Genomic DNA, 21,684 nt, shown 5'->3' with positions numbered 1-21,684 from the left:
TGTTTACAAGTGAAACAGTTTACATAGTCATAGCCGCCACTGTGCCGGCGCGGGCGCGCACAGGCGCTGCCAATCGACACCGGTCACCAACCATTGCCATTGCTCAGCGCTCATCTGCCAGCACACATCGTCAACTTGGGGCCAGGCGAACTGGCCACGGTGCAGACGTCGCTGGCACATCCAGACACCAGTACCATCCCAGCACACGAGCTTGAGGCGCGTGCGGCGGCGGTTGGCGAACACGTAAGCCGTGCCGTCACAGGGTGGGCGCCCCAGCGCCTGCTGAACGTGCAACGACAGACCGTCGATGCCAGTGCGCATGTCCACCGCCGCTGTCGCCAGCCAGATGGCATCGGCTGACAGCTTCATCAGAGAGCCGCCAGCAATTCGGCCAGCCAGCTGGCGGGCACATCGCTCGGCAAGGTCAACGTCCAGCCGCATTCGCTGCGCAGGCTGATCGAAGCGACCGCTGGGAGTACAGATGGCGCTACCTGAACTGGCAACAGCGCGGGCACGGCCTGCGGGCTAGTGATTCGGCGCACCCAGTAGCTTACCTGGTGCTCGGAGAGACCGCACTCCATGGCATATGCGCGCTGCGACATGCCACTGGCCTTCAACTGCGCGACGCGCTCCTGCCACAACTGCTCACGTTCCTTGTTTGCCTTGTTGTCCAACTATCCCTCCTGAAAAAGCCAAGGAGAACAGTGTGGCGCTGTCGGTCAGGGAATCATAGGTGGGTGGGCCGGACGCTTACCTTATAGCCGCGATCGCCCTCAGTGTTTTTGCATCGTACGCTGTGATCAGCGCGGCATCGCGGGCCAGCTGAAAATTCGAGGAAAATTCTACTGCCTGAGAAGGCAGAAATATGATGGAACCCACGACAATCAACTGCGTTGCTATTTAATGCGATGTTTGATCCCGTCGTTAGTAATGCACAGTCTCAGGGGCCGTTTGCAGCACACCATGCTGGCTGGTTTTTATTCAACGAACTCGACTATACTGAGACTATTGAAACCTAAACCCCAAAGACATGCCACAAGAATTTTCTGACATCGATGCGCTATACGACCGCATTTCTTTTGCACATGCACAAGGAAAAAACGTAATTTTCATTGTTGGTGCCCCAATAACTTCCCCACAGGCGACTGACGGAAAAGGCGTGTTGGGCGTAAACGGAGTGGTTGACTTAATAAAATCGGAATTTTCCGGTAGTCCTATTATCGCAGAAAAATTAGATACGCTTCTTAAATCTGCTGGCCAGCAAAGCTATCAAAGCGCTTTCGAGTTTTTGATATCGAGGCGCGGCCTGGATTATGCGAATTTTGTTGTAAGGAAAGCTGTCTTAAGCGCATATGAAGGCCCGGCGATTGACGCGCAAGATCCCAGTGCACTAGAATCGGCCGAGAATGACACGGCCCGATGGCACTTAACACCTGGAGTCGCTAGCCTAGGCGCTTTGTTGTCTCAACTACCTCGCAAATCTTTTAGTACAGTCCTTACAACCAATTTCGATCCGTTGATTCAAATTGCTATTGCACGGTCAGGTGGAAATTCGTTCACGACGATGCTGCATCGGGAAGGGAATCTCTTGCAGACTCGAGCAGATGCAGTGCATATTGTCCATTTACATGGCTCATGGCGCGGGAGCGACACATTGCACACAGCGCGACAGTTATCCCAAAAACGAATCCAATTGAAATCTTCTTTGTCGACAATCGCCAGAGAAGCACTTATCGTGGCAGTGGGATATGGAGGCTGGGATGATATTCTAACCTCCACGTTGGCTGAACTGGTCTTAGATGATTCCTCATCTCCAGACATCGCGTGGGCATTCTACAGTTCGTCGCCAGAAGATATAGAAGCTCAGAGCAATACGCTCTTGAATAAGCTTACGATCGGTATCGACCGCGGAAGAGTTTCCTTGTACGCTGGTGTAGATTGTAATATTTTTTTTCCGTCGCTATATGACCGCCTTTATCCCTCAAAGTCCGGGCAGGTTTCCGTAGCACCAGAGTTGACCCCAGAACAGGCCAAGCTTGCCTCTATACTAGACGACGTAAAGCCAAAGAGTGAGCCCATAAACGCAGTTCCTAAAACGGATGTATGGTTCGGTCGTGTCGAGGAGCTTGACAAACTGGCGACTTCAAATTCGAAAGCGATAGCTATCACCGGAATCGGCGGCCAAGGCAAGTCGACACTCGCCAGTCATTTTTTCGAGACTGAGAAGCTAGAGCGGCCGACGGATTTCTTTGATTGGAAGGATTGTCGGGAGCAGGGAAATACTATCAATCTGGCTTTGTGTAGCGCAATTGAAAAAGCGTCTGGATCTAAAATATCGATAAACGAAATTTCGCGACATGACGTCGTCGACTTGATCAATATACTTTTGCGCGAGATTGGACCGCGTGCCGGAATAATCGTATTTGATAACGTTGATTATTATATCGACCTTGAAACTAGCGAGCCTCTCGGTGCCTTAAAGATAGTTATGGAGGAAGTGCTTAACAGCACTTCGCAAACTATATTTATGTTCACGGCTCGCCCAATCGTTCGCGTGGAACATTCCGAATTTCTGGAGTTGCGGTTATATGGTCTGGACCGGACTGCAGCTAAGAACCTCTTTGAGTATCGTTTCGGTGGCGTCCTCAGTCAAGATGAGTTTCAAAAGCTCTATGAATTTACAGCCGGTCACCCCCTTTGGTTGAGCATCATGGCAGCGCAGTGTTATGGAAGGGGTAAGACGGTTCAGTCAATGATGGAAGATATTCATCTTCAGAACATTGGCATTGATCTCCCAAAGCAAATGTTACGGCAGATTTGGGCGCTCTTAAACGGGAACCAACAGCATATATTAAGAACTCTCGCAGAATTAGAGCGGCCGGAAACCGTAGCGGTGATAGAGGAAATAACTGACCTAAATTTTAAAAATTTGAACAAGGCGCTTATTCGTTTGAAAGCACTCTGCCTTATTGAAACGAAAGTAAAACAAGATAAGGAGGAAGTTATCGATCTTCATCCGTTGATCAGGCAGTTTGTGCGAGGCGAATTTGCAAAGCAAGAACGTGAAAGTTTTATTGGGAAAGTTTTAGTGTATTTGGACCGGAGGATTTTCCAGTTTCGCAGTGCGCTGAATTCGCCACTCCCCCATCTGGTCTTAGAAATGTGGATTCACAAGGTGGATCTGTTAATAAACAGCGGTTCTATTCCTACTGCAGTGGACAGCTTGATGGAGATCGAAACGCAGCTCAACAACCACGGATTAAATGAAGAAATTTCGAGGCTAGCAAAACGAATATTTTGTACGATTGACTGGTTGGCAGCTGTGTCAATATACGGCAATTTCGATAAATTATTTAATGTCAGTATGCGGTCAGTAATTGAGGTTGAGGGTCCCACAGAAGCAGAGCACTGGCTTGTGAAATATGAGCAGAGCATTGCCGGTAAGGGTGCCCAATACATAAACTTATGTGATATTCAGGCTTACAAATTCTGGTTTGTGAAGGATTATGATGACGCCATCCTCTGGGCTTCTCGCGGTGAAAGTTTAAAGAAAAGTTCTAACGTTGACACGGTTTTCCAAACGGAACATACTCTTGCATTGGCCCAGCGCGATTCCGGGCTCCTGGATGAGGCGTTTAAATATTTCCGCGATGGCCTTAGCGATGAGGAGATTTTCTCAGACAGCTCAACGGCGTCACGCGCAGGACAGTTTTTCGGTAATCTTGGCCGTTGTTACCATCTTGCCGAATCGCTTGATAAAGCCATTGCTGCTTATAAAGTTAGCGCCTCGAAGTTAGATAACGGTGACTCGTCTGTTGTAGATCAGGGCTATATAAGATTCTGGGTCGGCCAGGCGATGCTGGGCAAAGGACGTCGTGAGGATGCATTTTGTTTCTTCAAAGCAGCGATGGCGAAATGGGGGAGGGTGGCGCCGACCATGATGGTCGAAGTATCTACGGAGGTCTCGAAGTTGATGGAGCGGTTTCCCGATCTTATTTTCGTCGCTCAGTCCCCTGAATGGAAATTCGAGAATCGATTTGCACAGTGGATTAATGAAAAATAAATAGTTTTATTGCCTAGTGTAACTATTGCGGTTTTAAATTAGCGCAACTGATTAAGCATTGTGATCGTGGAAATGTAGGCTGATCTTAGACAACAGGACGAAGTTGTGAGCCCAGCATGCCCTTAAGTGATAAATAGGATTATCACTTAAGGAAAACCATGGAAAAGTTTGCGGACGCGAAATCGGTCAGGCAGACGACAACAATGGTTCTCGCCATCCGCGCTAGGGAACGCAACCAGGTCGATCACTAAAGGACGGAAAGCGATGCCTGAGAATGAGTTCGAGATGCGATCAATACTAGCTGACGCTAAGTTGAGCGTCGCCGAAAGGCTCGGATGGTCGTGCGCCGTGGTAGGACTGCCAAGCCTCGTTGCGCTGACCGGATCGTGGTGGATCGGCATCATTGCCTCGGTCGCCATCTATATTCTTGCTACCTATCAGTACAAGAGGGACGCGAGCTTCGCTGAGGACGCTTATCATCGGCATGCTGGCCTCGGCAAGTATTTTGTGAATCCTAGTGCAACCTAAAACAAATAGGAAAAGACTGTGAAAGCCAACGACCGTGTATATTTTTTGGTTGACCGTTTTACTGAGGTGGCAGGCACAGTTGGTTCCTTCGACGATGAGTCCGGCAAGGTGGTAGTCCGCGACGATGACGATGGAGATCTTCTGCATGGGTTTGAGGAGCATACTCGACCGAACGACGACGATGTTCCGTCTGACCTGCAGTAATTAAATTCTAAATTTGGAAATCGCGCTTGATAGCGCCGGCAACTGGCCGGCCGCTGACGCAAGGAAAATCGTCGCCACCTGGTGCCAAAGTGCAGGTGAGAACCTCATAATCGCGAGAGCTGACACCAGCACAACTTTGTGGTGCATTGGATAATTGCAAGTAGGCCTTAGATTTTTATTTTCGGTAACTTTTTGTCGGATCTGATTTAACAATCCACCGGGCTTTTCAAGCGCCAATAACACGCGCACAGCGTATTACCCATTCACCTGACATTATAAGAATAATGTCATATTTAGTGCCAGGAGGTTAGGATTTTTAACGTAATATGTAATAATATCTATCTCCACTTGAAACCAAAAAATCAGCATGCAGAATTCGTCCCAGGAAACCGAAATCACCGCCGAGATCGAACGGCTGCGCGGCGAATACCCCAAGACTCAGGATCTCTATCGTGAAGTGTGCGTCCTGCTATTCTTCCGCTATGGGATTACGCCGACGACCAATCGTCTCTATCAGCTGGTCAGAAAGGGGAGCATGTCCGCGCCTGGCGAAGCGCTCAACGCGTTCTGGAAACAGCTGCGCGATTCCAGCCGGGTCTCGGTCGTGGCGCCGGAAGTGCCGGAAGGCCTGCGCGACGCAGCAGGCCAGTTGGCGGTGGCTTTCTGGAAAAGTGCACAACAGGCCGCTGAGGACGCATTCGCAGCCCTGCGCAATGAAGCCCACGCCCAAGTCGACGAGGCCCGCATGGCGCTGAGCACGGCCGATGAACTGGCCACTTCGCGTGGCCATCTGCTTGAACAAAAGGATGCTCAGCTGGAAGCCGAAAAGCACTTCAATAGCGATTTAGCTCTACAGTTGTCGGCTCAAAAGGACGACCTCGGACGGCTTGAGGGCGAATTGGCGTTGTCCAGACGCGAAACCGCGGCCATGTCAGCTCGGCTGGAGGAAGCGTACGGCATCCATGCCAAGGAGATCCAGGCTGCGCACGCTGCCGCCGCCATGGCCAGGGACAGCTTCATAGCCAGCGAAAAGCGGCTCATGCTGGACCTCGACCGCGAACGGACGCTGACTGCAAAGGTGCAAAAACAGAGAAAACTGGACCAATCCAGCAGGCGGCTTGAAGTCGAAAAACTGCGCGGCGAGGCCGCAGGTTTACACGGCGAAGCGGGAGCGCTAAGGCAGTCGATCGGCCTGCTTGAAGGACAGCTGAAAGCGGCTCATCAGAACCTTGTCGAAGCTGCGGCGGACCTTAAAGCCCGAGATCTCGAGCTTTCCAAAGTGACAGAGAGGTGCATTCGGGCCGAACTGAAGCTGGAACAGCGCGCTGTGGACAACGACGAGGCAGCGCCTTCTCCAGGAGAAGGCGCTCCTCAAAAACGTATCGGATCGCGATCGCGACGGAAAACGGCTAAAAACCCCTGATCGGGTTTGAGGCATCGGCTGCAGGGTCGGGCAGTCGCAGCGGTCGAACCTTCTCTAGAATATTCATAAATCTCACTTTATGGTGTAAGTCCCCGATAAATTGATCGGGGCTCTCCCGGAAGGCCCATTTTCTACGTGGGTCTGCTCAAATGGAAAGCGGTCAGAGCGCTGGTCGCCGGCCTGGCGGCCATTCAGCGGAGGAACGGCAGGTTCGAGGCTGCGGACAGCAGAATCGGTCTCGAACGCAATTTTAGGTGGGCTGTGGTCATGCGCTATCTTAAACGCAGCCCCAATCTAAGAGCGGTAACGAAGGTTGGATATTACGGTTTATGATGCCGTCACGGCGGTCGCCTTGGGCCGGTGTATCAGATTTACTTCGCGATCTCCGGGGAGTACCAGATTTAGTTCGCAAAAGTGAACATTTTTACTTCGCCGGAGGGACGTTCACACCAACGACATCGATGCCATGACTCTCTCTGATTTGACATAATATAAATTATGCGAAGTTAATGTGCCCTGGACTGCTGGTGTAAATACTTGCCCGCGACTGTCGCATGACCGGTCCGCGATCAACTGTTGCGTTGTCAGTTTTTTCATGTCAGCATGCGTGATCATCTAACAGACAAGTACCTGGAGATTCCATGAATGCATATTTACCGGCTTTGGTCTGGCTGCTGTCGAACGTGATCTGCCTCGGCATTGCGAAACACCGCAACGTTAAAGAAACGGCTCTCCGAACAATGACAGCGGCTCTGCTGGGCCCGATGGCCATACCGTGGGTACTGCTCGCAGCTCCTGAGAACTTGAAACCAGCATAATCCCATGACCGGCTGCCCAGACCAGCCGACCGGGATGGTTGTAGCAACCTTTTCAATACCGGCGTAACAGCCGCGTCATGCACGTCGTTCTGCCGATCCGCGGTTTTTGCTCGGTGTCAGCGGCGGCAACTGCCGCCCATACATATCCCTGCGCGTCTTCTCGTAGCCAGACGCCTGTACGTTCGCTTGCGCGCGTCGCGTTCATCACTCCCACTCGAATTGCCTGATCCGACAAGGGTGCAAGTGAGCCACCGGAACTGACCCGCGCAGTCTGGTAGACATCGCAGCGGCACCCAAATTCCGCACGTCAAAATGTTAATAAATTGAAAAAAAACCTTTGTCATGACCATTAATTAAACTTTTGTTTGTGCGTGATGTAAAAATGTCACACATCAACACAAATGTTTCGACAGCGGGATTTGTATCTACTAACCTCAGGCTGCAACGTTAATGGAAGATTAAGAAATGGCTGACCAGGCATACCGCTGGCGGCTCGACCATCTCAACCAAAAGGATATCTGCATGAAATTTCAATCACGACTGCTCTGTTCGATCGCACTGGTACTGGCGGCACTGGCACCTTCATTCGCCTCGGCAGACGCCAAGTTCATTTACCTGACGCGCCACGCCGAAAAGTCAGCCACCGGCACCGACCCCGTCCTGACCGCAGAAGGCGTCACCCGTGCCAACAATATCGCTGCATCGCTAAAAAAGTCCGGCATCACCAGCATCTACAGCACCAATTTTGCGCGTACCCGCCAAACAGCCCAGCCGCTGAGCACGCTAACCAGTGTCCCGGTTCAAATCTATGACGATAGCCAGATGGCAAACTTCGTTGCGCAGCTGAAGGCGCTGCCCGGCAACACCCTGGTCGTGGGTCACTCCAACACCGTGCCGGAATTGGTGCGCCTGTTGAGCGGCGACGTGGTTCCCGCCATCCCGGAAACCGAATTTGACCGCCTGTACCAGATCGCTATCGGCCAAGATGGCGATGTGACGACCACACTGATGAATTCGCTCCCCAGCGTGACCGCCACAACGTGCGCTCCCATGACCGTGAACCAGCCCAACCAATCAGCTGCTGCCGGCGCGTGGCTGTTTTACACCATCACCGTTCCTGAATGCGCCAACACGCTGACGGTCAAAACCAGCGGCGGCACAGGTGACGCCGATCTGTACGTCCGGTTTAACGCCAAGCCAACAAGCGCCGATGCGACCTGCCGTTCAACCAATACGGCCAACGCCGAAAGCTGCGTGGTAACAGACCCGGCCGCCGGTATTTGGCACATAGGCGTCCTCGCCTACAAGGCAATTGCAGGCGTGACAATGAGTGCCAGCGCCAACCCGTAAGCAGTGTGTAAGACCGGCCCATTGACGGGCCGGTTCCGGCGGCGGTAAGCTGGAAACTTATCTCGTTGACAGGAGCTTCGAATTGCATTTGCGCGACGCCACCGCCGACGATGCCTGCGCCATCGCGGCTATCTACAATCACTTTGTCCGTACCACGACCATCAGTTTCGAAGAAGAACCCGTGTCCGAGGCCGACATGCAAATGCGCATTGCCGCCGTGCACAGCGCAGCGCTTCCATGGCTGGTCGCGACAATCGATGGCAAAGTTGCCGCCTACGCGTATGCCACGCCCTGGCGAGTGCGTCCCGCCTATCGGTTTTCAGTGGAAAGCAGTGTGTATGTCGCGCCGGAAGCTGCGCGGCACGGCTTGGGCCGGGCGCTGTACGGCGCGCTGTTCGAGCGTTTGCGCAATGCTGGCCGCCACCTGGTAATTGGCGGCATCGCCTTGCCGAATGACGCCAGCATCGGTCTGCATGAATCCATGAAGTTTGACAATGTAGCCCACTTCAGCGAAGTCGGATTCAAATTCGGTCGCTGGGTGGACGTGGGCTATTGGCAACTGCGGCTGCAAGCGCCTTTGATCAATGCAATGCCGTGACGGCATATCCTTTTTCGGCAATCTGGTCCGACAGGTGCTCGATATCGTAATCGGTGATTCGGTCGGCCTGGTCTTCCACTTCCACCGCCCTCGCCTCCACTTCCCAGTCGGTATTGATGGCCTCATTAGGAATATTACGATCCTGAGGTACGGCCAGGTAGGAAAACTTGCCGTCGCTTTCGGCTCTGCGATAGATATCAAGACGCATGATGGATCCCGTTAAAGAAAGAATCCAACATACCGGTATCCCGGGAATACGTCTGTTAAATGACCCACTTAGCGGTTCGCTGCCGAACTGATGCCTAGAACGAAGAGACGGCTGGCAATCTTACCGGCCGGGGCTGCTGCGCAGGATGCGCGCCGGCAGCATTACAATCGAGCGCAACAGTTCGAAGACCGCCCCCACGCCAATGCCGACCAGGCGAAACGGCAGCATCAGCAGCCAGACAAGCGGATAAAGGATCAGGGCCAGCAGTGCCAGCGGCCAGCACAGGATCAGCAATACAAGCCACAGCAGGAAACTTAACATCATTTGCTCCAGTCAGGAAAACGTTCAGGTGAAGTGACTGTAGCGCGGGCCTGCGACCGGTTCAATGGTGGTGCGACCAACTGCAACTGGGTGCGATGAAGCTGGAAAATGCTGCGACAAGCGGTCGCACCGGCGCCCAATTAAGCGCGCCTTTTACTGCCCGACACAAATGATCCTGGTCGCATACTCATGCGCGCCAACTTTCTTGCTCGACGCCCAGTCGATGACTTCCTGCGCTTCCGAAACCGTCATGATCGTGGCCTTTTCCTTGTTCTTGATAAAGGACACGCCTTCGAACTTGCCTTCCTTGCTGCGCATCACCTTGGCAAAAACAGGTGGCTTCTTGCCTTCGTCGCTGAGTTTGTTCTGTTGGACGAGATAGCGCTGATCAATAGTTTCCATGTGCAATACTTAAGAGTGGGAGTTGAAGCCCACATTTTAAGGCCTGGGCCGCCCGAACGGGCAGGAAATCAGGCGTACGCGGCCGTCACGGCGGCCGAGGCGTCCACCGTGGCGCGCTGCACTTCCACCTTGATGGCTGCTTCCAGGGCGGGAATCGAACCACCCGTGCGGTACTGGAAACTAACGTGGATGACATCACCCGCCTGCACCTGCACCGGCTTGGTCATGGGCAGGCTCATGTAATGATTCAACCAGTCAATCGTACTGTTTTCCTCTGGCACGACGGCCAGGATGTTTTTGGTAATGAAACGCATCGCATTGACGCAACCGCCCTTTTCGATCCGGAACGTGCCTTCCCAAGCGACCAGCGTATCGTTCGGCTGGCTGAAGTCGAGAATGCTGTACACCGCAGCCGGCGCCAGTTCGACTGTACCCGGCGCGTGCGAAGCCGTTTCCTGGAACTGGACAATCGGCGCGTAGAAACCTTCAAAATCATAATCTTGCTGCAATGGCTGCACAGCCATGATGACCGCTTCCGGCAAAAATACGGGCAACGGGCCGCCAAAGCGCGCCAGATAGCGGCGTTTGAACGATTCCAGCACTTCCACCTGTTTCTCGCGGACCATGGCAACGTGGATCATTTCGCAAATGACAACGTCGACCGGCTCAGGCGGCAGGTATTCAAAGGCGTCCGCATGCACGACCTCGACCTTGTGGCCGTTTGGATTCATCGCCAGCATCTTGCGCGCCGCCTGGACCATGTCGGGATTGAACTCGACGCAATACACCTTGGCCGCCTTGCCTGCCGCGAACCACGACAGCACGCCGGTGCCGCCGCCAAGTTCGAGCACCTTGGCACCCGGCTTGACCGCGTAGTTGATCGCGGACTTGAAACCGTGCATTCGGTTCTGGTCCATCAGCATATTGTGATGATAGTGGACAGGAATAAATTGTCCCAGATAGCAGCTTTCGATTTCGCGTTCGTTCAACATGGTTTTCCTTTAAGGCACTTGGGTCAGTTCGACCTACCTATTATGGGTAAAGGGCAGCTGCATCGAAGCGACGATGAAAATTGCTTTTACGCCTCAGTTCTTAGCTTGACGAAAAGTTCACCGCCCGCTCGACAACGCCGCGACATGCTTGTCGATGAGTGCTGCGATGCCGTCAAAGCCGGCGCGCAAGGCGATCTGGCTCGCGGTCAGTTTCTCGTTGTTGCGCAGGCGCGCGTCGGCGCCCTCGCGCAGCAGCAATTCGGCAACGTCCAAGTGCCCTTCCCTGGCCGCAATCATCAGTGGCGTGAGCTGGCTGGGCGATTCTGCATCGATATAGGCGTGGTGCTCGAGCAGGATCGCGGCAATGTCGCGGTCGCCGCTCGCGGCCGCGTAATGCAAGGCGGTCCAGCCTGGGCGCGTGACGACGGCGCCCCTCGCCAGCAAGGCCAGGACGGCAGTCTTGTTGTGCTTGAACGCAGCCATCATCAGGGCCGTGTTGCCGTTGGGGGCAAGCTGCTCCAGTTGGAGTCGTTTGTCGGCAATCAGTTCCGCAACCGCGCCTTCCGATCCTTCGCGCAAAGCGAGCATGAGCACGGCCTCGCCGCTGACGGGGTCGATCGTATTCGGACTCAGACCCTTGCCCAACAGTTTTTTGACCTCGGTAAAGTTGTCCATCTGCGCGGCAAGCACCAGGTCATGGACCGGGTCAGCCCAGGCCGGCGACGCCAGCAAGATGCTTACCAGCACCACAATGCGCGTTAGAATGAACATGAGCTTAATCGCGTACGATGTTGAATAGATTGAAGAAATTTTCGGTCGTCTGTTGGGCGACCTGGGCTAGCGGCACGCCTTTCAGGTCTGCCAGGTACTCGGCCACGTGGTGCACAAAACCGGGCTCGTTCATCTTGCCGCGGTGCGGCATGGGCGCAAGGTAAGGCGAGTCGGTCTCGATCAGAATGCGTTCAAGGGGCACGAGGCGGGCGACTGCCTGCAAGTCCTTGGCGCTTTTAAAGGTCACGATACCCGAGAAGGAAATGTAAAAGCCCATGGCAATGGCAGCTTCAGCCACCTCCAGCGACTCGGTGAAGCAATGCATGACGCCGGCCACGCCACCATTGTCGGTGCCGGCACCCTCCTCCTGCATGATGCGAATGGTGTCCGCACTGGACGATCTTGTGTGAATAATCAACGGCTTGCAGGTGATTCTTGAAGCTTTGATGTGAGTTCTGAAACGTTCGCGCTGCCACTCCAGGTCCCCTTCCAGCCTGAAATAATCGAGACCCGTTTCGCCGATGGCGACAATCTTGGGATGGTCGGAGAGGGCAACGAGCTGCTCGACGCTCGGCTCGGGCGTGTCGACGTAGTCGGGATGCACGCCGACCGACGCATAAATATGGGGATATTGTTCGGCCAGCGCGAGCACTTGCGGAAAATCGGGCAGGTCGACCGACACGCACAGGGCGTGCGTGACTTTATTCTCGGCCATTTTGGCCAGGATTTCCGGCATCCGGGCTGCAAGTTCCGGGAAATTGATATGGCAGTGGGAATCGATGTACATCCCACAATTGTAACAATTAGGCGACGCGCCTGCCGAGGATAATCAAGTCGCGCTCTATGCCGTCGAGGTTTGCCACGCCCGGCAAATTGGCCCAGGTCGCAAAGCCAAACTTTTCGAACAGGGCCAGGCTGGGCAAGTTGTGGCCAAAGATAAAGCCTAGCAAGGTGTGCACGGCAACGTTGGGGGCAAAGGCGATCGCTTCAGCCAAGCAATAACGCCCGATGCCCTTGCCGCGCCAAGCTTCTGCAATGTAAATCGACACTTCGGCAGTGCCGGAATAAGCGGGACGGCCGTAAAAGTTGGAGTACGACATCCAGCCCACCACCTCGGGCGAGGCGGACTGGTCATCAGACCGATGAATCACCCACAGTGGCCGGCGCTCGGGGTTGTGGTCATCGAACCATTGCTGGCGCGACGCGACCGAAACAGGTTCGGTATCGGCGGTAACTTCACGGGAAGCGATGGTCGAATTGTAGATGTCGACGATGACAGGCAAGTCTTCAGAGCGGGCAATACGATGGATAAAGGACGGCATAGGGCTAAAAATAAAGTTACAAAGTGTGGGTTGCACGCGACGAACGCAGGGCCGCGCCGAGGATTTCCTCGATGCGCAGCTTGGCGCGCTGGCCGGTTTCATCGTCAGGAAAATGCACGCCGATGCCCTGCGCCTTGTTATTGTTGGCGCCGGCCGGCGTGATCCACGCGACCTTGCCGGCTATCGGGTACTTGTTCGGATCGTCCATCAGGGCAAGAATCAGGTAAATTTCATCGCCGAGCTTGTAGGGCTTGGTGCTGGGCACGAACATGCCGCCGTATTTTAAAAATGGCATATAGGCCGCATACAGTGCTGCCTTTTCCTTGATGGCAAGGGACAGTACCGACGGCCGTGCGGGTTGCGCAAGATTGGGGTCAGCTGGTTTGCCGTTCATCTATTTCCTTTCAAGTACAGCATGCGGTGTAATCGAGCAACATATCTTCCAGGAACAACCTTGGCGACAAGGGATGGTCCGCAGTCGCGCGCCTTTCATTGGCGCTCTTGATAGCCCGCATTAAGTTGGAAGTGTGCACTTTACTGGCAAGGGCTGCAAGTTCCTTCTGATATCGGGGGAAATATCTGATGCTTCCCGACAGTTTGTAGGAAAACACATCGTAAAGCCATCGTTGCTGCCAAGAAACTAGCGGACTGAGCGGCGATTTGCTCAATTTGTCGGCTGTTTTCAGCGCGCCATCAATGCTGGGGTTCGCCAATACCTGCAGCAACAGTTCCATGTCTTCGCGGTTGCCGGCCTCGGACTGCGCCAACGCGGCCAGTGGCGCGCCGCCCTGCTCGCGCAGCCAGCTGTCGGCGTCGGGCAAGCCTTGCGCATTCAGCCAGGCCGTTGCCTGCGCGTGGTCGGGCATCGGCAGCGCAAACTTGCGGCAGCGCGACAAAATGGTCGGCAGCAGGCGGTCCAGGCTGTTCGATGCGAGCAAAAATACCGTGCCCGGCGGCGGCTCTTCGAGCGTCTTGAGCAAGGCGTTCGAGGCCGGGGTGTTCAGCGCCTCGGCCGGATACAGCGCCACCACGCGCAAACCCTGCCGGTGCGTGGAAATGTTCATGAAGTGCGCCAGTGCGCGGATCTGCTCGATCTTGATCTCTTTCGACGGCCCCTTGATCGGCTTGGCCTTTTTGCCGGCGTCGGCGTCCGCGCCCTCCTCGCCTTCGGGCGCTTCGTCCTCCAGCGCTTCAGGGCGCACCCGGCGGTAGTCAGGATGATTGTGCTGAGTGAACCAGCCGCACGAAATGCACGTGTCGCAGGCATGCCCGTCGGGTCGCACGTTCTCGCACAGCAATGCCTGGGCAAAACGCTCGATAAAGTCTGCCTTGCCGGTTCCGGCAGCGCCATGAAACAGGATTGCATGCGGCATGCGCGGGCGCAGCAATTGCAGTTGCTCCCACGAATGCGCCTGCCACGGATAAATCGATTTATTCATACATTCAACGACTTGGCGCTTCTTGTTAAAGTGGTGTCTGGCAACATGTTAAAGCAGCTTCTCAAGTATGGCGCCGATCTGCTCGCGAATGGCGGCGATGGTCTGCGTCGAATCGATGACGACGATGCGCTGCGGGAACTGGGCTGCGCGGCGCAAGTATTCGTTGCGGCAGGCAGAAAAGAAGTCGGCCTGTTCCTGTTCGAACTTGTCAAGGGTGCGGGTTGCGTCCAGGCGCGCCCGTGCCACGGCGAGCGGGACGTCGAACAGCAAGGTCAGGTCGGGCTGCAGATGGGGATGCACCCAGTTTTCCAGCGCTTCCATCTTGCTGCGGTCCAGTCCGCGCCCGCCGCCCTGGTAGGCGAAGCTGGCATCGGTGAAGCGGTCGGAGATGACCCAATCGCCCCGCCTCAGCGCCGGTTCGATGACCTGGGCGATGTGCTCGCGCCGGCTGGCGAACATCAGCAAGGCTTCCGTTTCCAGATGCATCTTTTCGTGCAACAGCAAGGCGCGTAACTGTTCGCCCACGGCGGTGCCGCCCGGTTCGCGCGACGACACAACCGTCTTGCCGCGCGCGGCCAGCAGGTCGGCAACGAAGCCGATGTGCGTGGATTTGCCCGCGCCATCGATCCCCTCGAAGCTGATAAATTTGCCTGCCGGTTTGCCCGCGAGCGTGCCTACGAACATGTCTTTTTCTGTGCTGCTATCGGTCATAAAACTCGCGCTACTTATCGTTGGTACTGATTGACTGCTTTATTATGGTCCGGCAGGTTGTCCGAAAACTTGCTGCTGCCATCGCCACGCGAGACGAAGTACAGCGCCTCGGTCTTGGCCGGGCCCAGCGCCGCCGCCAGCGATTGCACGCCCGGCAGCGAAATCGGCGTGGGCGGCAAGCCGACGTGCGCGTAAGTATTGTACGGGGTGTCCGCTTCCAGGTCCTTTTTGCGGATATTGCCGGAATAGCTCTCGCCCATGCCATAGATGACGGTCGGGTCGGTCTGCAGCATCATGCCCTGCTTGAGGCGGTTGACGAAGACGCCGGCGATCATCGCCCGTTCCGACTTTTGTCCGGTTTCCTTCTCGACAATGGACGCCATGATCAGCGCTTCATACGGTGTCTTGTAAGGCAGGCTGGCATCGCGCTTGGCCCAGGCAGCGGCCAGGCGCTCCATCAGCAGGGCATGCGACTGTTTGTAAATTTTCAGGTCGCTCGATCCTTTGGCAAACAGATAAGTATCTGGGAAAAACAAGCCCTCGGGTGCCTTGTACTCCGTCGAAATCTTGGCCATCAATTCCTTGTCAGACAATTCTGCCGTGTCATGGTTCAGGCTCTTGTTGGCGGCAACGGCGGCGCGCATTTGCCGAAACGTCCAGCCTTCAATGATCGTCAGCGATTCTTGCGCAAACTCGCCGCGCACGAGTTGAGCGATCAGCGAGCGCGGCGTGGCGCCCGGTTTCAGTTCGTAGGCGCCGGCCTTGATCTTGGAAGCATTGCGCGTGATGCGCGCGAGCATCGAAAACATGAAGGGGTTGACGGGCACGCCCGCCTTGGCGATCTGCTGCGAGGCAACACCGACCCCGCTGCCTGGCGTGATGGCAAAGGCGATCGGTTCGCCGCTGCTGGTGATCGGCTGCCCTGCCCAATAGAAAAAATAGACCGTGGAGATGATCGTAAAGAGGATCGCGAAGCTGATTAGTTTTTTTATGGATCGCATACTTGGCTGGTTGGTTTTGCGCGGTGTCCGGCGCGATTTTCTCGACATCTCTATAATGAGTCCGTAATGATAAAGCTTTAATCAGGAAACAATAAAATATTATGACCGACTGGAATGACTATCTACTGACCCAAGCTGCGCGCCATAGTGCCACAGAGCCGGCCCATGTGCGCGATTTTGGTCGCGAACTGAGCTGTGCCGAGTTGGCCGAAGGCTTTGTCGCCGTCATTGGCGACCAGGGCTTGATCGCCGTCAGCGGCGACGACGCCGCCACGTTTTTGCATAACCAGCTCACCAGCGACGTCCTCCATCTGGGCGCCACCGAAGCGCGCCTGGCCGGCTACTGCACGCCCAAGGGCCGTCTGCAGGCAACGTTTCTCATGTGGCGCAACGACGCCGCCATCGTGCTGCAATTGCCGCGCGAACTACAAATGCCGCTGCAAAAGCGCCTGTCGATGTTCGTCATGCGCGCAAAGGCAACATTATCCGATGCTTCGGGCGCAAGCGCCAACCAGGTCATGCTGGGCTTTGGCGGCGCGCGCGCGCAGCAAGTGCTCGAGCAAATGTTCGGCAGCATCCCCGACCAGCCGTACGGCAAGCAAGAGCACGCGCTGGGCACGCTCATCAGACTGGCCGACGCGTTCGGCGCACCACGCTATGAATGGATCGCCTCTACCGAGGCGGCCCAGGCGGCCTGGCCGGCGCTCTCGCTTGCCTTGACGGCAGCTGGCAATGACGCCTGGCGCCTGGCCGACATTCACGCGGGCGTGCCGCAAGTGACGCTCAAGACGCAGGAACAGTTCGTGCCGCAAATGGTCAATTTTGAACTGATCGGCGGCGTCAATTTCAAGAAGGGCTGCTATCCGGGCCAGGAGATCGTGGCGCGCAGCCAGTACCTTGGCAAGCTCAAGCGGCGCACCGTGCTGGCCACCATCGATGCCAGCGCCAGCCCCGGCGATGAAGTATTTTCCGTCGCCGATCCCGAGCAGCCGTGCGGCATGGTGGTCAATGCCGCGGACAACGGCGCGGGCGGCGTCGATGCGCTGATCGAAATCAAGCTGGCCGCGCTCGACGACGGCGCAGTGCGGCTTGGCTCGGCCGGCGGCGCGCCGCTGCGTTTCCTGGCCATGCCCTATTCGCTGGACGCGCTCGTACTGTAAGTAATGACCGACCTGTACATCTATTACCGGGTGCCTGACGCGCACGCCGCATTGCTGGCCCCACGCGTACGCGCCATGCAAGAGCGGCTTGCCGTCGCTCACGGCGTCGCCGGGCAGCTCAAACGCCGGCCCGGCTCGCCAGACGGCGTGCAAACCTGGATGGAAGTCTACCCCGATACGGCAGCCGGCTTTGACGCCGCGCTTGCCGCCGCCGCGCAGGACGCCGCACTCTCTGCATTAATCGACGGCAAACGCCATACCGAAGTTTTTATGGACTTAAGCACATGTGCCTGATTGTTTTTGCGTGGCAGGTTGTTCCTGGCGCGCCACTGATTGCCGCTGCCAACCGCGACGAATTCTATGACCGCCCGGCCGCAGCCGCCGGCGCCTGGCCGAACAACCCCAAGGTGTTTGGCGGGCGCGACCTGAAAGGCGGCGGCAGCTGGATGGGCATCACCCAGGACGGCGTGCACGGGCCCCGTTTTGCGGCGCTGACCAACATTCGCGGCCCGCAAGAGCGGCGCGTCGACGCTCCTTCGCGCGGGGCGCTGGTGGCGGACTTTCTGTCCGGCGAGATGAGTGCCGAGCACTATATCGCCAGTATCGACGGGGGCAGCGACGCCTACAATGGTTTCAACCTGGTGCTCGGCGACCGGGAGCGGCTGTTCTGGTATTCCAACCGCGGCGGCGAAGATGCGCGCAACGGCAAGGAACTCGCGCCTGGCATTTATGGCATTTCCAACAGCTTGCTGGATTCTCCGTGGCCAAAAGTGTTGCGGGCAAAAGCCGAGTTCGCCAGCCTGCTGTGCCAGGGCGCACCGGAAGACGCGTTTTTCGAAATGCTCGCCGACACCACGCGCGCGCCGGACCTGCGCTTGCCCGATACCGGCATCGCGCTGGAAATGGAGCGGGTATTGTCGGCGGTATGCATTGAAACGGCTGGCTACGGCACGCGCACCTCGACCGTCGTCAAGCTGTATAACGACGCGCCGGCAGAACTGCACGAGCGCGTTCTGCAGTAGCGCCGCCAGCATTTGCCACGACAGTTGCCACGACAGTTGCCGCGGCAGTTGCCACGGCAGTTGCCCCTATAATATCGCAACGGGAATCTTTGATTAAACTGACAGGCTTGCGAATTTGATGGCAATACAGCGCACGACACTTTTAGCCACACCCATGCTGCGGATGGCTTTCGCAGCAGTTCTCGGCTTCGCAATCGACCAGCTTTCCAAGTTTTTCGTTCTCGACTGGCTCAATCTGGCGTCGGTGCACACGATCCATGTATGGCCGCCCTATCTGAATTTGATGATGGCCTGGAATACAGGCATCAATTTCGGCTTTCTGAGCAACTACGACGCCCACTGGCTGCTCGTTGCGTTCAGCGTCCTGATCTCAATCGGACTGACAGCATGGGTCAGCAACAAGCGCGGATGGCTGCTGCCGCTGGCAACCGGCGCCGTTGTCGGCGGTGCGCTTGGCAACGCTGCCGATCGCATCCTCTACGGCGCCGTGGTGGACTTTCTGAATATGAGCTGCTGCAGCATCAACAACCCATACTCATTTAATATTGCTGATGTATTGATCGCCTGTGGCATGGTGTTCATTGTCATCGGCAATGAGTCACCCCCGAGTCCCGAAAAATAATCCTCGCGGGGCGCCTCGGCGGATCAGTTCTTCTGTTCAGCCTGCATCTTGGCGCGCAGCATGTCCCGCACATGCGGCGTTGCCTTGTACGGATCACCAGGATTTTTCTGGTGGACAATCTCATCCATGCGCGCGGCGACGCCGGCCAGCGCGCCCGGGTGCGAATAAATATAGAACTGTCCATCGCGAATGGCGTCAAAAGTGATTTGCGACACGTCCGCCGCCGTGACCTTGCCCGACTCCACGGCCTTGACCGTCATGGCTTGCGCCGCCTTCTGGCTTGCCGTGGCGCCTTCCGTCATGGCCACGTCGGCCGGACGGTTGCGGTGCGATTGGCTGATGCCGGTCGGCACAAAATACGGGCACAGCACCGACGCGCCGATGGGCGCCTCGATCAGTTGCAAGTCGTGATACAGCGTTTCCGACAGCGATACCACCGCATGCTTGGAAACGTTGTACACGCCCATCGTCGGCGCGTTCAATAGGCCGGCCATGGACGCCGTATTGACGATGTGGCCTTCGTAAGCAGGGTCTTTTTTTGCGCAGTCGAGCATCAGCTTGGTAAAGATGCGCACGCCATGCACTACGCCCCAGACATTAACGCCCAGCACCCATTCCCAGTCCGCGACCGAGTTCTCCCAGATCAGGCCGCCGGAACCGACGCCCGCGTTATTGAACAGCAAATGCACGGCGCCAAACTTTGCCATCGTCGCATCCGCCAGCGCCTGCACCTGCTCGCCCTTGCGCACGTCGCAGATCATCGCCAGTACCGTGGCGCCCTGCCCTTCCAGTTCGGCGCGGGTTTGGTCCAGCATATCTTGCTGCACATCGGCCAGCACCAGTTTCATGCCGAGCTTGTGTGCGGTGATCGCGAATTCACGGCCGAGGCCGCTCGCGCCGCCGGTGATGACGGCGACCTTGTCTTGGAAATTTTTCATTTAAGTCAGCTTTACCAGTTGTTTGCCAAAATTGCGGCCTTGCAATAGGCCGATGAATGCTTCTGGAGCGGCAGCCAGTCCCGGCGCCACCGTTTCGCGGTAAGTGAGCTTGCCGGCAGCAACCAGCGCGCCCAGTTCGCCCAAGCCCTGCGGCCATAGGTCAAGATGTTCGGTGACGATAAAGCCGCGCACCGACAGCCGGCTGGTCAGCATGAAGCGCATATTGCGCACCGCCAGGTCGTCGCCGTTGTACCCGGCGATCAAGCCGCACAGCGCGATGCGCCCAAACGCGTTCATCAGCGGCAAGGCCGCATCGAAGCCGGCCCCGCCCACATTTTCGAACAGGGCGTCGATGCCGTCCGGAACTGCGGCAGCCAGGTCGGCCGCCAGGTTGCCGGCCTTGTAATCGATGCAGGCATCAAAGCCCAGTTGCCCGACGACGTAGGCGCACTTTTCAGGGCCGCCCGCAATGCCGACAACGCGGCAGCCTTGTAGTTTGGCAAGTTGCCCCACCGCGCTGCCTACCGCGCCGCTGGCGGCCGACACCAGCACCGTCTCGCCCTTGATGGGCCGCATGATCTTGTTCAGCCCGTACCATGCGGTCATGCCCGGCATGCCAAGCAGGCCCAGGTAAGCCGACAGGGCAACGCCGCTGGCATCGACCTTGCGCAGCGTGTCGCCATGCGCCACCCCCATCTCGGCCCAGCCGAGCATGCCCACCACGCTCTCGCCCACCGCAAAGCGCGGATGCCTGGACGCCACCACCACGCCAGCGGTGCCGCCGAGCATGGTCTCGTCCAGCGCTTGCGCCGCAGCATAGCTTTTCGCTTCGCTCATGCGCCCGCGCATGTAAGGGTCGAGCGACAAGTACTCGTTGCGAACCAGCACCTGTCCATCGCCCACTTGCGGCACTTCCACTTGTTCCAAGCGGAAGTTGTCAAGCCTAACTGCCCCGCGCGGGCGCGAAGCCAGGACGATGCGTTGAAACGTGGTCATGTTCAAACCGCCGTCACGCCGCCGTCGACCGCGAGGGTCTGGCCGGTGATGTGCTTGCTGGCGTCGGAGGCGAACAGCAGCGCGGCGCCCTTCATGTCTTCGTCGTCGCCAATGCGCCCCAGCGGCGCATCCTTGGCCAGCGCTTCCTCGCCAATGCTGGCCAGCACGCCGCGCGTCATCCTGGACGGGAAAAAGCCCGGCGCGATGGCGTTGACGGTGATGCCGTATTCGCCCCATTCGCCCGCCAAGGTGCGCGTAAAGTTGATCAGGGCGCCCTTGGAGGTGTTGTAGGCCAGGGTTTTCATGGTACCCGGCGGGTTACCGGCCAGGCCCGCGATGGATGCAATATTGATGATGCGGCCGTACTTACGGGGAATCATCGACAGCTTGCCGACCGCCTGCGACACCAGAAAAATGCTGCGGATGTTCAAATTCATGACCTTGTCCCACGCTTCAATGGGATGGTCTTCGGCCGGCGCGCCCCAGCTGGCGCCGGCATTGTTGATCAGGATATCGATGTGGCCGAGGCGCTTGATGGCTTCGTCGACCATCGGTCCGATGTGCGCGTCCTGCGACAGGTCGGCTGCGATTGCCGTTGCCGTGATGCCTTTTTCCTTCAGGTGGGCGACCGCTTCGTCGAGGTCGGCCTGCTTGCGCGACGACAGCACCAGCGTGGCGCCAGCTTCGCCAAGCGCTTCGGCCATTTGCAGGCCCAGCCCGCGCGAACCGCCGGTGATCAGGGCCGTCTTGCCGACCAGCGAAAACAATTCTTGGGTAGTACGCATAGGGTTTCCT

27 protein-coding genes are annotated in these 21,684 nt (G+C 56.8%); 11 read left to right on the top strand and 16 right to left on the bottom strand.

Annotated features, from left to right (window positions below; all coding sequences use genetic code 11):
* Nucleotides 1-27: 27 nt before the first annotated feature.
* Both tnpB and tnpA read right to left on the bottom strand, forming a co-directional pair.
* Entirely contained in the window at nucleotides 28-369 is a 342-nt protein-coding gene (gene tnpB, locus ACP7D4_RS20880; RefSeq protein ID WP_426211091.1) for an IS66 family insertion sequence element accessory protein TnpB, read from the bottom strand.
* Nucleotides 369-674, bottom strand: a complete 306-nt coding sequence (tnpA, locus tag ACP7D4_RS20875; protein ID WP_426211089.1) for an IS66 family insertion sequence element accessory protein TnpA — start codon at nucleotides 672-674, stop codon at nucleotides 369-371. Before tnpA ends, tnpB begins: the two co-directional genes overlap by 1 nt.
* Before the next feature lie 356 nt (nucleotides 675-1,030).
* On the opposite strand from tnpA, the gene ACP7D4_RS20870 reads away from it, so the two are divergent.
* The 7 genes from ACP7D4_RS20870 (at nucleotide 1,031) to ACP7D4_RS20840 (ending at nucleotide 8,984) form a co-directional block, all read left to right on the top strand.
* Nucleotides 1,031-4,063: an SIR2 family protein gene (locus ACP7D4_RS20870; protein ID WP_426211087.1), complete on the top strand. Its 3,033-nt coding sequence runs from the start codon at nucleotides 1,031-1,033 to the stop codon at nucleotides 4,061-4,063.
* Between the two features lie 264 nt (nucleotides 4,064-4,327).
* Entirely contained in the window at nucleotides 4,328-4,591 is a 264-nt protein-coding gene (locus ACP7D4_RS20865) for a hypothetical protein (protein ID WP_426211086.1), read from the top strand.
* Nucleotides 4,592-4,609: 18 nt separating this feature from the next.
* Nucleotides 4,610-4,795: a hypothetical protein gene (locus tag ACP7D4_RS20860; protein WP_426211085.1), complete on the top strand. Its 186-nt coding sequence runs from the start codon at nucleotides 4,610-4,612 to the stop codon at nucleotides 4,793-4,795.
* A 367-nt stretch (nucleotides 4,796-5,162) separates the two neighbouring features.
* Nucleotides 5,163-6,218, top strand: a complete 1,056-nt coding sequence (locus ACP7D4_RS20855) for a DNA-binding protein (protein ID WP_426211083.1) — start codon at nucleotides 5,163-5,165, stop codon at nucleotides 6,216-6,218.
* A 641-nt stretch (nucleotides 6,219-6,859) separates the two neighbouring features.
* Nucleotides 6,860-7,036: a hypothetical protein gene (locus tag ACP7D4_RS20850; RefSeq protein ID WP_426105981.1), complete on the top strand. Its 177-nt coding sequence runs from the start codon at nucleotides 6,860-6,862 to the stop codon at nucleotides 7,034-7,036.
* 465 nt (nucleotides 7,037-7,501) lie between these two features.
* Nucleotides 7,502-8,386: a pre-peptidase C-terminal domain-containing protein gene (locus ACP7D4_RS20845; RefSeq protein WP_426105979.1), complete on the top strand. Its 885-nt coding sequence runs from the start codon at nucleotides 7,502-7,504 to the stop codon at nucleotides 8,384-8,386.
* Nucleotides 8,387-8,468: 82 nt separating this feature from the next.
* On the top strand, nucleotides 8,469-8,984 hold the full coding sequence (locus ACP7D4_RS20840; RefSeq protein WP_426211081.1) for an arsinothricin resistance N-acetyltransferase ArsN1 family B: 516 nt from the start codon (nucleotides 8,469-8,471) through the stop codon (nucleotides 8,982-8,984).
* Here the strand turns inward: ACP7D4_RS20840 and ACP7D4_RS20835 are convergent.
* From ACP7D4_RS20835 to mltG, 11 genes are all read right to left on the bottom strand, one after another.
* Entirely contained in the window at nucleotides 8,968-9,192 is a 225-nt protein-coding gene (locus ACP7D4_RS20835; protein ID WP_426105976.1) for a DUF6139 family protein, read from the bottom strand. The genes ACP7D4_RS20840 and ACP7D4_RS20835 overlap by 17 nt on opposite strands.
* Before the next feature lie 120 nt (nucleotides 9,193-9,312).
* Entirely contained in the window at nucleotides 9,313-9,513 is a 201-nt protein-coding gene (locus ACP7D4_RS20830; RefSeq protein ID WP_426106030.1) for a hypothetical protein, read from the bottom strand.
* A 153-nt stretch (nucleotides 9,514-9,666) separates the two neighbouring features.
* Nucleotides 9,667-9,915: a hypothetical protein gene (locus tag ACP7D4_RS20825; RefSeq protein WP_426211079.1), complete on the bottom strand. Its 249-nt coding sequence runs from the start codon at nucleotides 9,913-9,915 to the stop codon at nucleotides 9,667-9,669.
* A 68-nt stretch (nucleotides 9,916-9,983) separates the two neighbouring features.
* Complete coding sequence (locus ACP7D4_RS20820) at nucleotides 9,984-10,907, bottom strand: methyltransferase domain-containing protein (RefSeq protein WP_426105974.1); 924 nt, start codon at nucleotides 10,905-10,907, stop codon at nucleotides 9,984-9,986.
* Nucleotides 10,908-11,024: 117 nt separating this feature from the next.
* The gene (locus tag ACP7D4_RS20815; protein ID WP_426105972.1) at nucleotides 11,025-11,678 is read right to left on the bottom strand and encodes an ankyrin repeat domain-containing protein; all 654 of its coding nucleotides are present in this window, start codon (nucleotides 11,676-11,678) and stop codon (nucleotides 11,025-11,027) included.
* Between the two features lie 4 nt (nucleotides 11,679-11,682).
* Nucleotides 11,683-12,465, bottom strand: a complete 783-nt coding sequence (locus tag ACP7D4_RS20810) for a TatD family hydrolase (RefSeq protein ID WP_426211077.1) — start codon at nucleotides 12,463-12,465, stop codon at nucleotides 11,683-11,685.
* Between the two features lie 16 nt (nucleotides 12,466-12,481).
* Nucleotides 12,482-13,000, bottom strand: a complete 519-nt coding sequence (locus ACP7D4_RS20805) for a GNAT family N-acetyltransferase (protein WP_426211075.1) — start codon at nucleotides 12,998-13,000, stop codon at nucleotides 12,482-12,484.
* Nucleotides 13,001-13,016: 16 nt separating this feature from the next.
* Complete coding sequence (locus tag ACP7D4_RS20800) at nucleotides 13,017-13,394, bottom strand: PilZ domain-containing protein (RefSeq protein WP_426105970.1); 378 nt, start codon at nucleotides 13,392-13,394, stop codon at nucleotides 13,017-13,019.
* A gap of 10 nt (nucleotides 13,395-13,404) precedes the next feature.
* Nucleotides 13,405-14,439 (bottom strand): DNA polymerase III subunit delta', encoded by a 1,035-nt coding sequence (locus tag ACP7D4_RS20795; RefSeq protein ID WP_426105969.1) that lies wholly within the window; start codon nucleotides 14,437-14,439, stop codon nucleotides 13,405-13,407.
* Between the two features lie 48 nt (nucleotides 14,440-14,487).
* Entirely contained in the window at nucleotides 14,488-15,123 is a 636-nt protein-coding gene (tmk, locus tag ACP7D4_RS20790; RefSeq protein WP_426105968.1) for a dTMP kinase, read from the bottom strand.
* A 41-nt stretch (nucleotides 15,124-15,164) separates the two neighbouring features.
* Nucleotides 15,165-16,151 carry an endolytic transglycosylase MltG gene (gene mltG / locus ACP7D4_RS20785; RefSeq protein ID WP_426105967.1) on the bottom strand — a complete coding sequence of 329 codons (987 nt, stop codon included), beginning with the start codon at nucleotides 16,149-16,151 and terminating at the stop codon, nucleotides 15,165-15,167.
* A gap of 101 nt (nucleotides 16,152-16,252) precedes the next feature.
* Between mltG and ACP7D4_RS20780 the strand changes: the two genes are divergently transcribed.
* From ACP7D4_RS20780 to lspA, 4 genes are all read left to right on the top strand, one after another.
* Nucleotides 16,253-17,311 (top strand): YgfZ/GcvT domain-containing protein, encoded by a 1,059-nt coding sequence (locus ACP7D4_RS20780; protein ID WP_426211073.1) that lies wholly within the window; start codon nucleotides 16,253-16,255, stop codon nucleotides 17,309-17,311.
* A gap of 3 nt (nucleotides 17,312-17,314) precedes the next feature.
* Complete coding sequence (locus ACP7D4_RS20775; protein ID WP_426211071.1) at nucleotides 17,315-17,605, top strand: DUF4936 family protein; 291 nt, start codon at nucleotides 17,315-17,317, stop codon at nucleotides 17,603-17,605.
* Nucleotides 17,596-18,333, top strand: coding sequence for an NRDE family protein (locus tag ACP7D4_RS20770; RefSeq protein WP_426105963.1), 738 nt, complete (start codon nucleotides 17,596-17,598; stop codon nucleotides 18,331-18,333). Before ACP7D4_RS20775 ends, ACP7D4_RS20770 begins: the two co-directional genes overlap by 10 nt.
* Before the next feature lie 118 nt (nucleotides 18,334-18,451).
* Nucleotides 18,452-18,955 (top strand): signal peptidase II, encoded by a 504-nt coding sequence (gene lspA / locus ACP7D4_RS20765; RefSeq protein ID WP_426211069.1) that lies wholly within the window; start codon nucleotides 18,452-18,454, stop codon nucleotides 18,953-18,955.
* Nucleotides 18,956-18,978: 23 nt separating this feature from the next.
* On the opposite strand, the gene ACP7D4_RS20760 is transcribed toward lspA, so the two are convergent.
* The 3 genes from ACP7D4_RS20760 to ACP7D4_RS20750 are packed head-to-tail and all read right to left on the bottom strand — an operon-like array spanning nucleotide 18,979 to nucleotide 21,674.
* Nucleotides 18,979-19,893 (bottom strand): SDR family oxidoreductase, encoded by a 915-nt coding sequence (locus ACP7D4_RS20760; protein ID WP_426211067.1) that lies wholly within the window; start codon nucleotides 19,891-19,893, stop codon nucleotides 18,979-18,981.
* On the bottom strand, nucleotides 19,894-20,889 hold the full coding sequence (locus tag ACP7D4_RS20755; RefSeq protein WP_426211066.1) for an NADP-dependent oxidoreductase: 996 nt from the start codon (nucleotides 20,887-20,889) through the stop codon (nucleotides 19,894-19,896). It abuts the gene before it with no gap.
* A gap of 2 nt (nucleotides 20,890-20,891) precedes the next feature.
* Complete coding sequence (locus ACP7D4_RS20750) at nucleotides 20,892-21,674, bottom strand: SDR family oxidoreductase (RefSeq protein ID WP_426105957.1); 783 nt, start codon at nucleotides 21,672-21,674, stop codon at nucleotides 20,892-20,894.
* Between the last annotated feature and the right edge of the window lie 10 nt (nucleotides 21,675-21,684).

Origin of the sequence: Massilia sp. TWP1-3-3, from assembly GCF_049897805.1 — a bacterium.
GTDB lineage: Bacteria > Pseudomonadota > Gammaproteobacteria > Burkholderiales > Burkholderiaceae_D > Telluria_A.
Note: the sequence above shows the minus strand (reverse complement) of the source record. Positions and strands in the feature narration are given on the sequence as shown.

What these genes read in the sequence shown, in the direction of transcription:
- ACP7D4_RS20855 (WP_426211083.1), top strand. Translation starts at nt 5,163, where the DNA reads ATGCAGAATTCGTCCCAGGAAACCGAAATCACCGCCGAGATCGAACGG.
- ACP7D4_RS20770 (WP_426105963.1), top strand. Translation starts at nt 17,596, where the DNA reads ATGTGCCTGATTGTTTTTGCGTGGCAGGTTGTTCCTGGCGCGCCACTG.
- ACP7D4_RS20835 (WP_426105976.1), bottom strand. Translation starts at nt 9,192, where the DNA reads ATGCGTCTTGATATCTATCGCAGAGCCGAAAGCGACGGCAAGTTTTCC.
- mltG (WP_426105967.1), bottom strand. Translation starts at nt 16,151, where the DNA reads ATGCGATCCATAAAAAAACTAATCAGCTTCGCGATCCTCTTTACGATC.
- ACP7D4_RS20755 (WP_426211066.1), bottom strand. Translation starts at nt 20,889, where the DNA reads ATGACCACGTTTCAACGCATCGTCCTGGCTTCGCGCCCGCGCGGGGCA.
- ACP7D4_RS20775 (WP_426211071.1), top strand. Translation starts at nt 17,315, where the DNA reads ATGACCGACCTGTACATCTATTACCGGGTGCCTGACGCGCACGCCGCA.
- ACP7D4_RS20750 (WP_426105957.1), bottom strand. Translation starts at nt 21,674, where the DNA reads ATGCGTACTACCCAAGAATTGTTTTCGCTGGTCGGCAAGACGGCCCTG.
- ACP7D4_RS20815 (WP_426105972.1), bottom strand. Translation starts at nt 11,678, where the DNA reads ATGTTCATTCTAACGCGCATTGTGGTGCTGGTAAGCATCTTGCTGGCG.
- ACP7D4_RS20760 (WP_426211067.1), bottom strand. Translation starts at nt 19,893, where the DNA reads ATGAAAAATTTCCAAGACAAGGTCGCCGTCATCACCGGCGGCGCGAGC.
- ACP7D4_RS20850 (WP_426105981.1), top strand. Translation starts at nt 6,860, where the DNA reads ATGAATGCATATTTACCGGCTTTGGTCTGGCTGCTGTCGAACGTGATC.
- tnpB (WP_426211091.1), bottom strand. Translation starts at nt 369, where the DNA reads ATGAAGCTGTCAGCCGATGCCATCTGGCTGGCGACAGCGGCGGTGGAC.
- ACP7D4_RS20870 (WP_426211087.1), top strand. Translation starts at nt 1,031, where the DNA reads ATGCCACAAGAATTTTCTGACATCGATGCGCTATACGACCGCATTTCT.
- ACP7D4_RS20825 (WP_426211079.1), bottom strand. Translation starts at nt 9,915, where the DNA reads ATGGAAACTATTGATCAGCGCTATCTCGTCCAACAGAACAAACTCAGC.
- ACP7D4_RS20820 (WP_426105974.1), bottom strand. Translation starts at nt 10,907, where the DNA reads ATGTTGAACGAACGCGAAATCGAAAGCTGCTATCTGGGACAATTTATT.
- ACP7D4_RS20845 (WP_426105979.1), top strand. Translation starts at nt 7,502, where the DNA reads ATGGCTGACCAGGCATACCGCTGGCGGCTCGACCATCTCAACCAAAAG.
- ACP7D4_RS20865 (WP_426211086.1), top strand. Translation starts at nt 4,328, where the DNA reads ATGCCTGAGAATGAGTTCGAGATGCGATCAATACTAGCTGACGCTAAG.
- ACP7D4_RS20800 (WP_426105970.1), bottom strand. Translation starts at nt 13,394, where the DNA reads ATGAACGGCAAACCAGCTGACCCCAATCTTGCGCAACCCGCACGGCCG.
- ACP7D4_RS20805 (WP_426211075.1), bottom strand. Translation starts at nt 13,000, where the DNA reads ATGCCGTCCTTTATCCATCGTATTGCCCGCTCTGAAGACTTGCCTGTC.
- ACP7D4_RS20795 (WP_426105969.1), bottom strand. Translation starts at nt 14,439, where the DNA reads ATGAATAAATCGATTTATCCGTGGCAGGCGCATTCGTGGGAGCAACTG.
- lspA (WP_426211069.1), top strand. Translation starts at nt 18,452, where the DNA reads ATGGCAATACAGCGCACGACACTTTTAGCCACACCCATGCTGCGGATG.
- ACP7D4_RS20810 (WP_426211077.1), bottom strand. Translation starts at nt 12,465, where the DNA reads ATGTACATCGATTCCCACTGCCATATCAATTTCCCGGAACTTGCAGCC.
- tmk (WP_426105968.1), bottom strand. Translation starts at nt 15,123, where the DNA reads ATGTTCGTAGGCACGCTCGCGGGCAAACCGGCAGGCAAATTTATCAGC.
- ACP7D4_RS20780 (WP_426211073.1), top strand. Translation starts at nt 16,253, where the DNA reads ATGACCGACTGGAATGACTATCTACTGACCCAAGCTGCGCGCCATAGT.
- ACP7D4_RS20830 (WP_426106030.1), bottom strand. Translation starts at nt 9,513, where the DNA reads ATGTTAAGTTTCCTGCTGTGGCTTGTATTGCTGATCCTGTGCTGGCCG.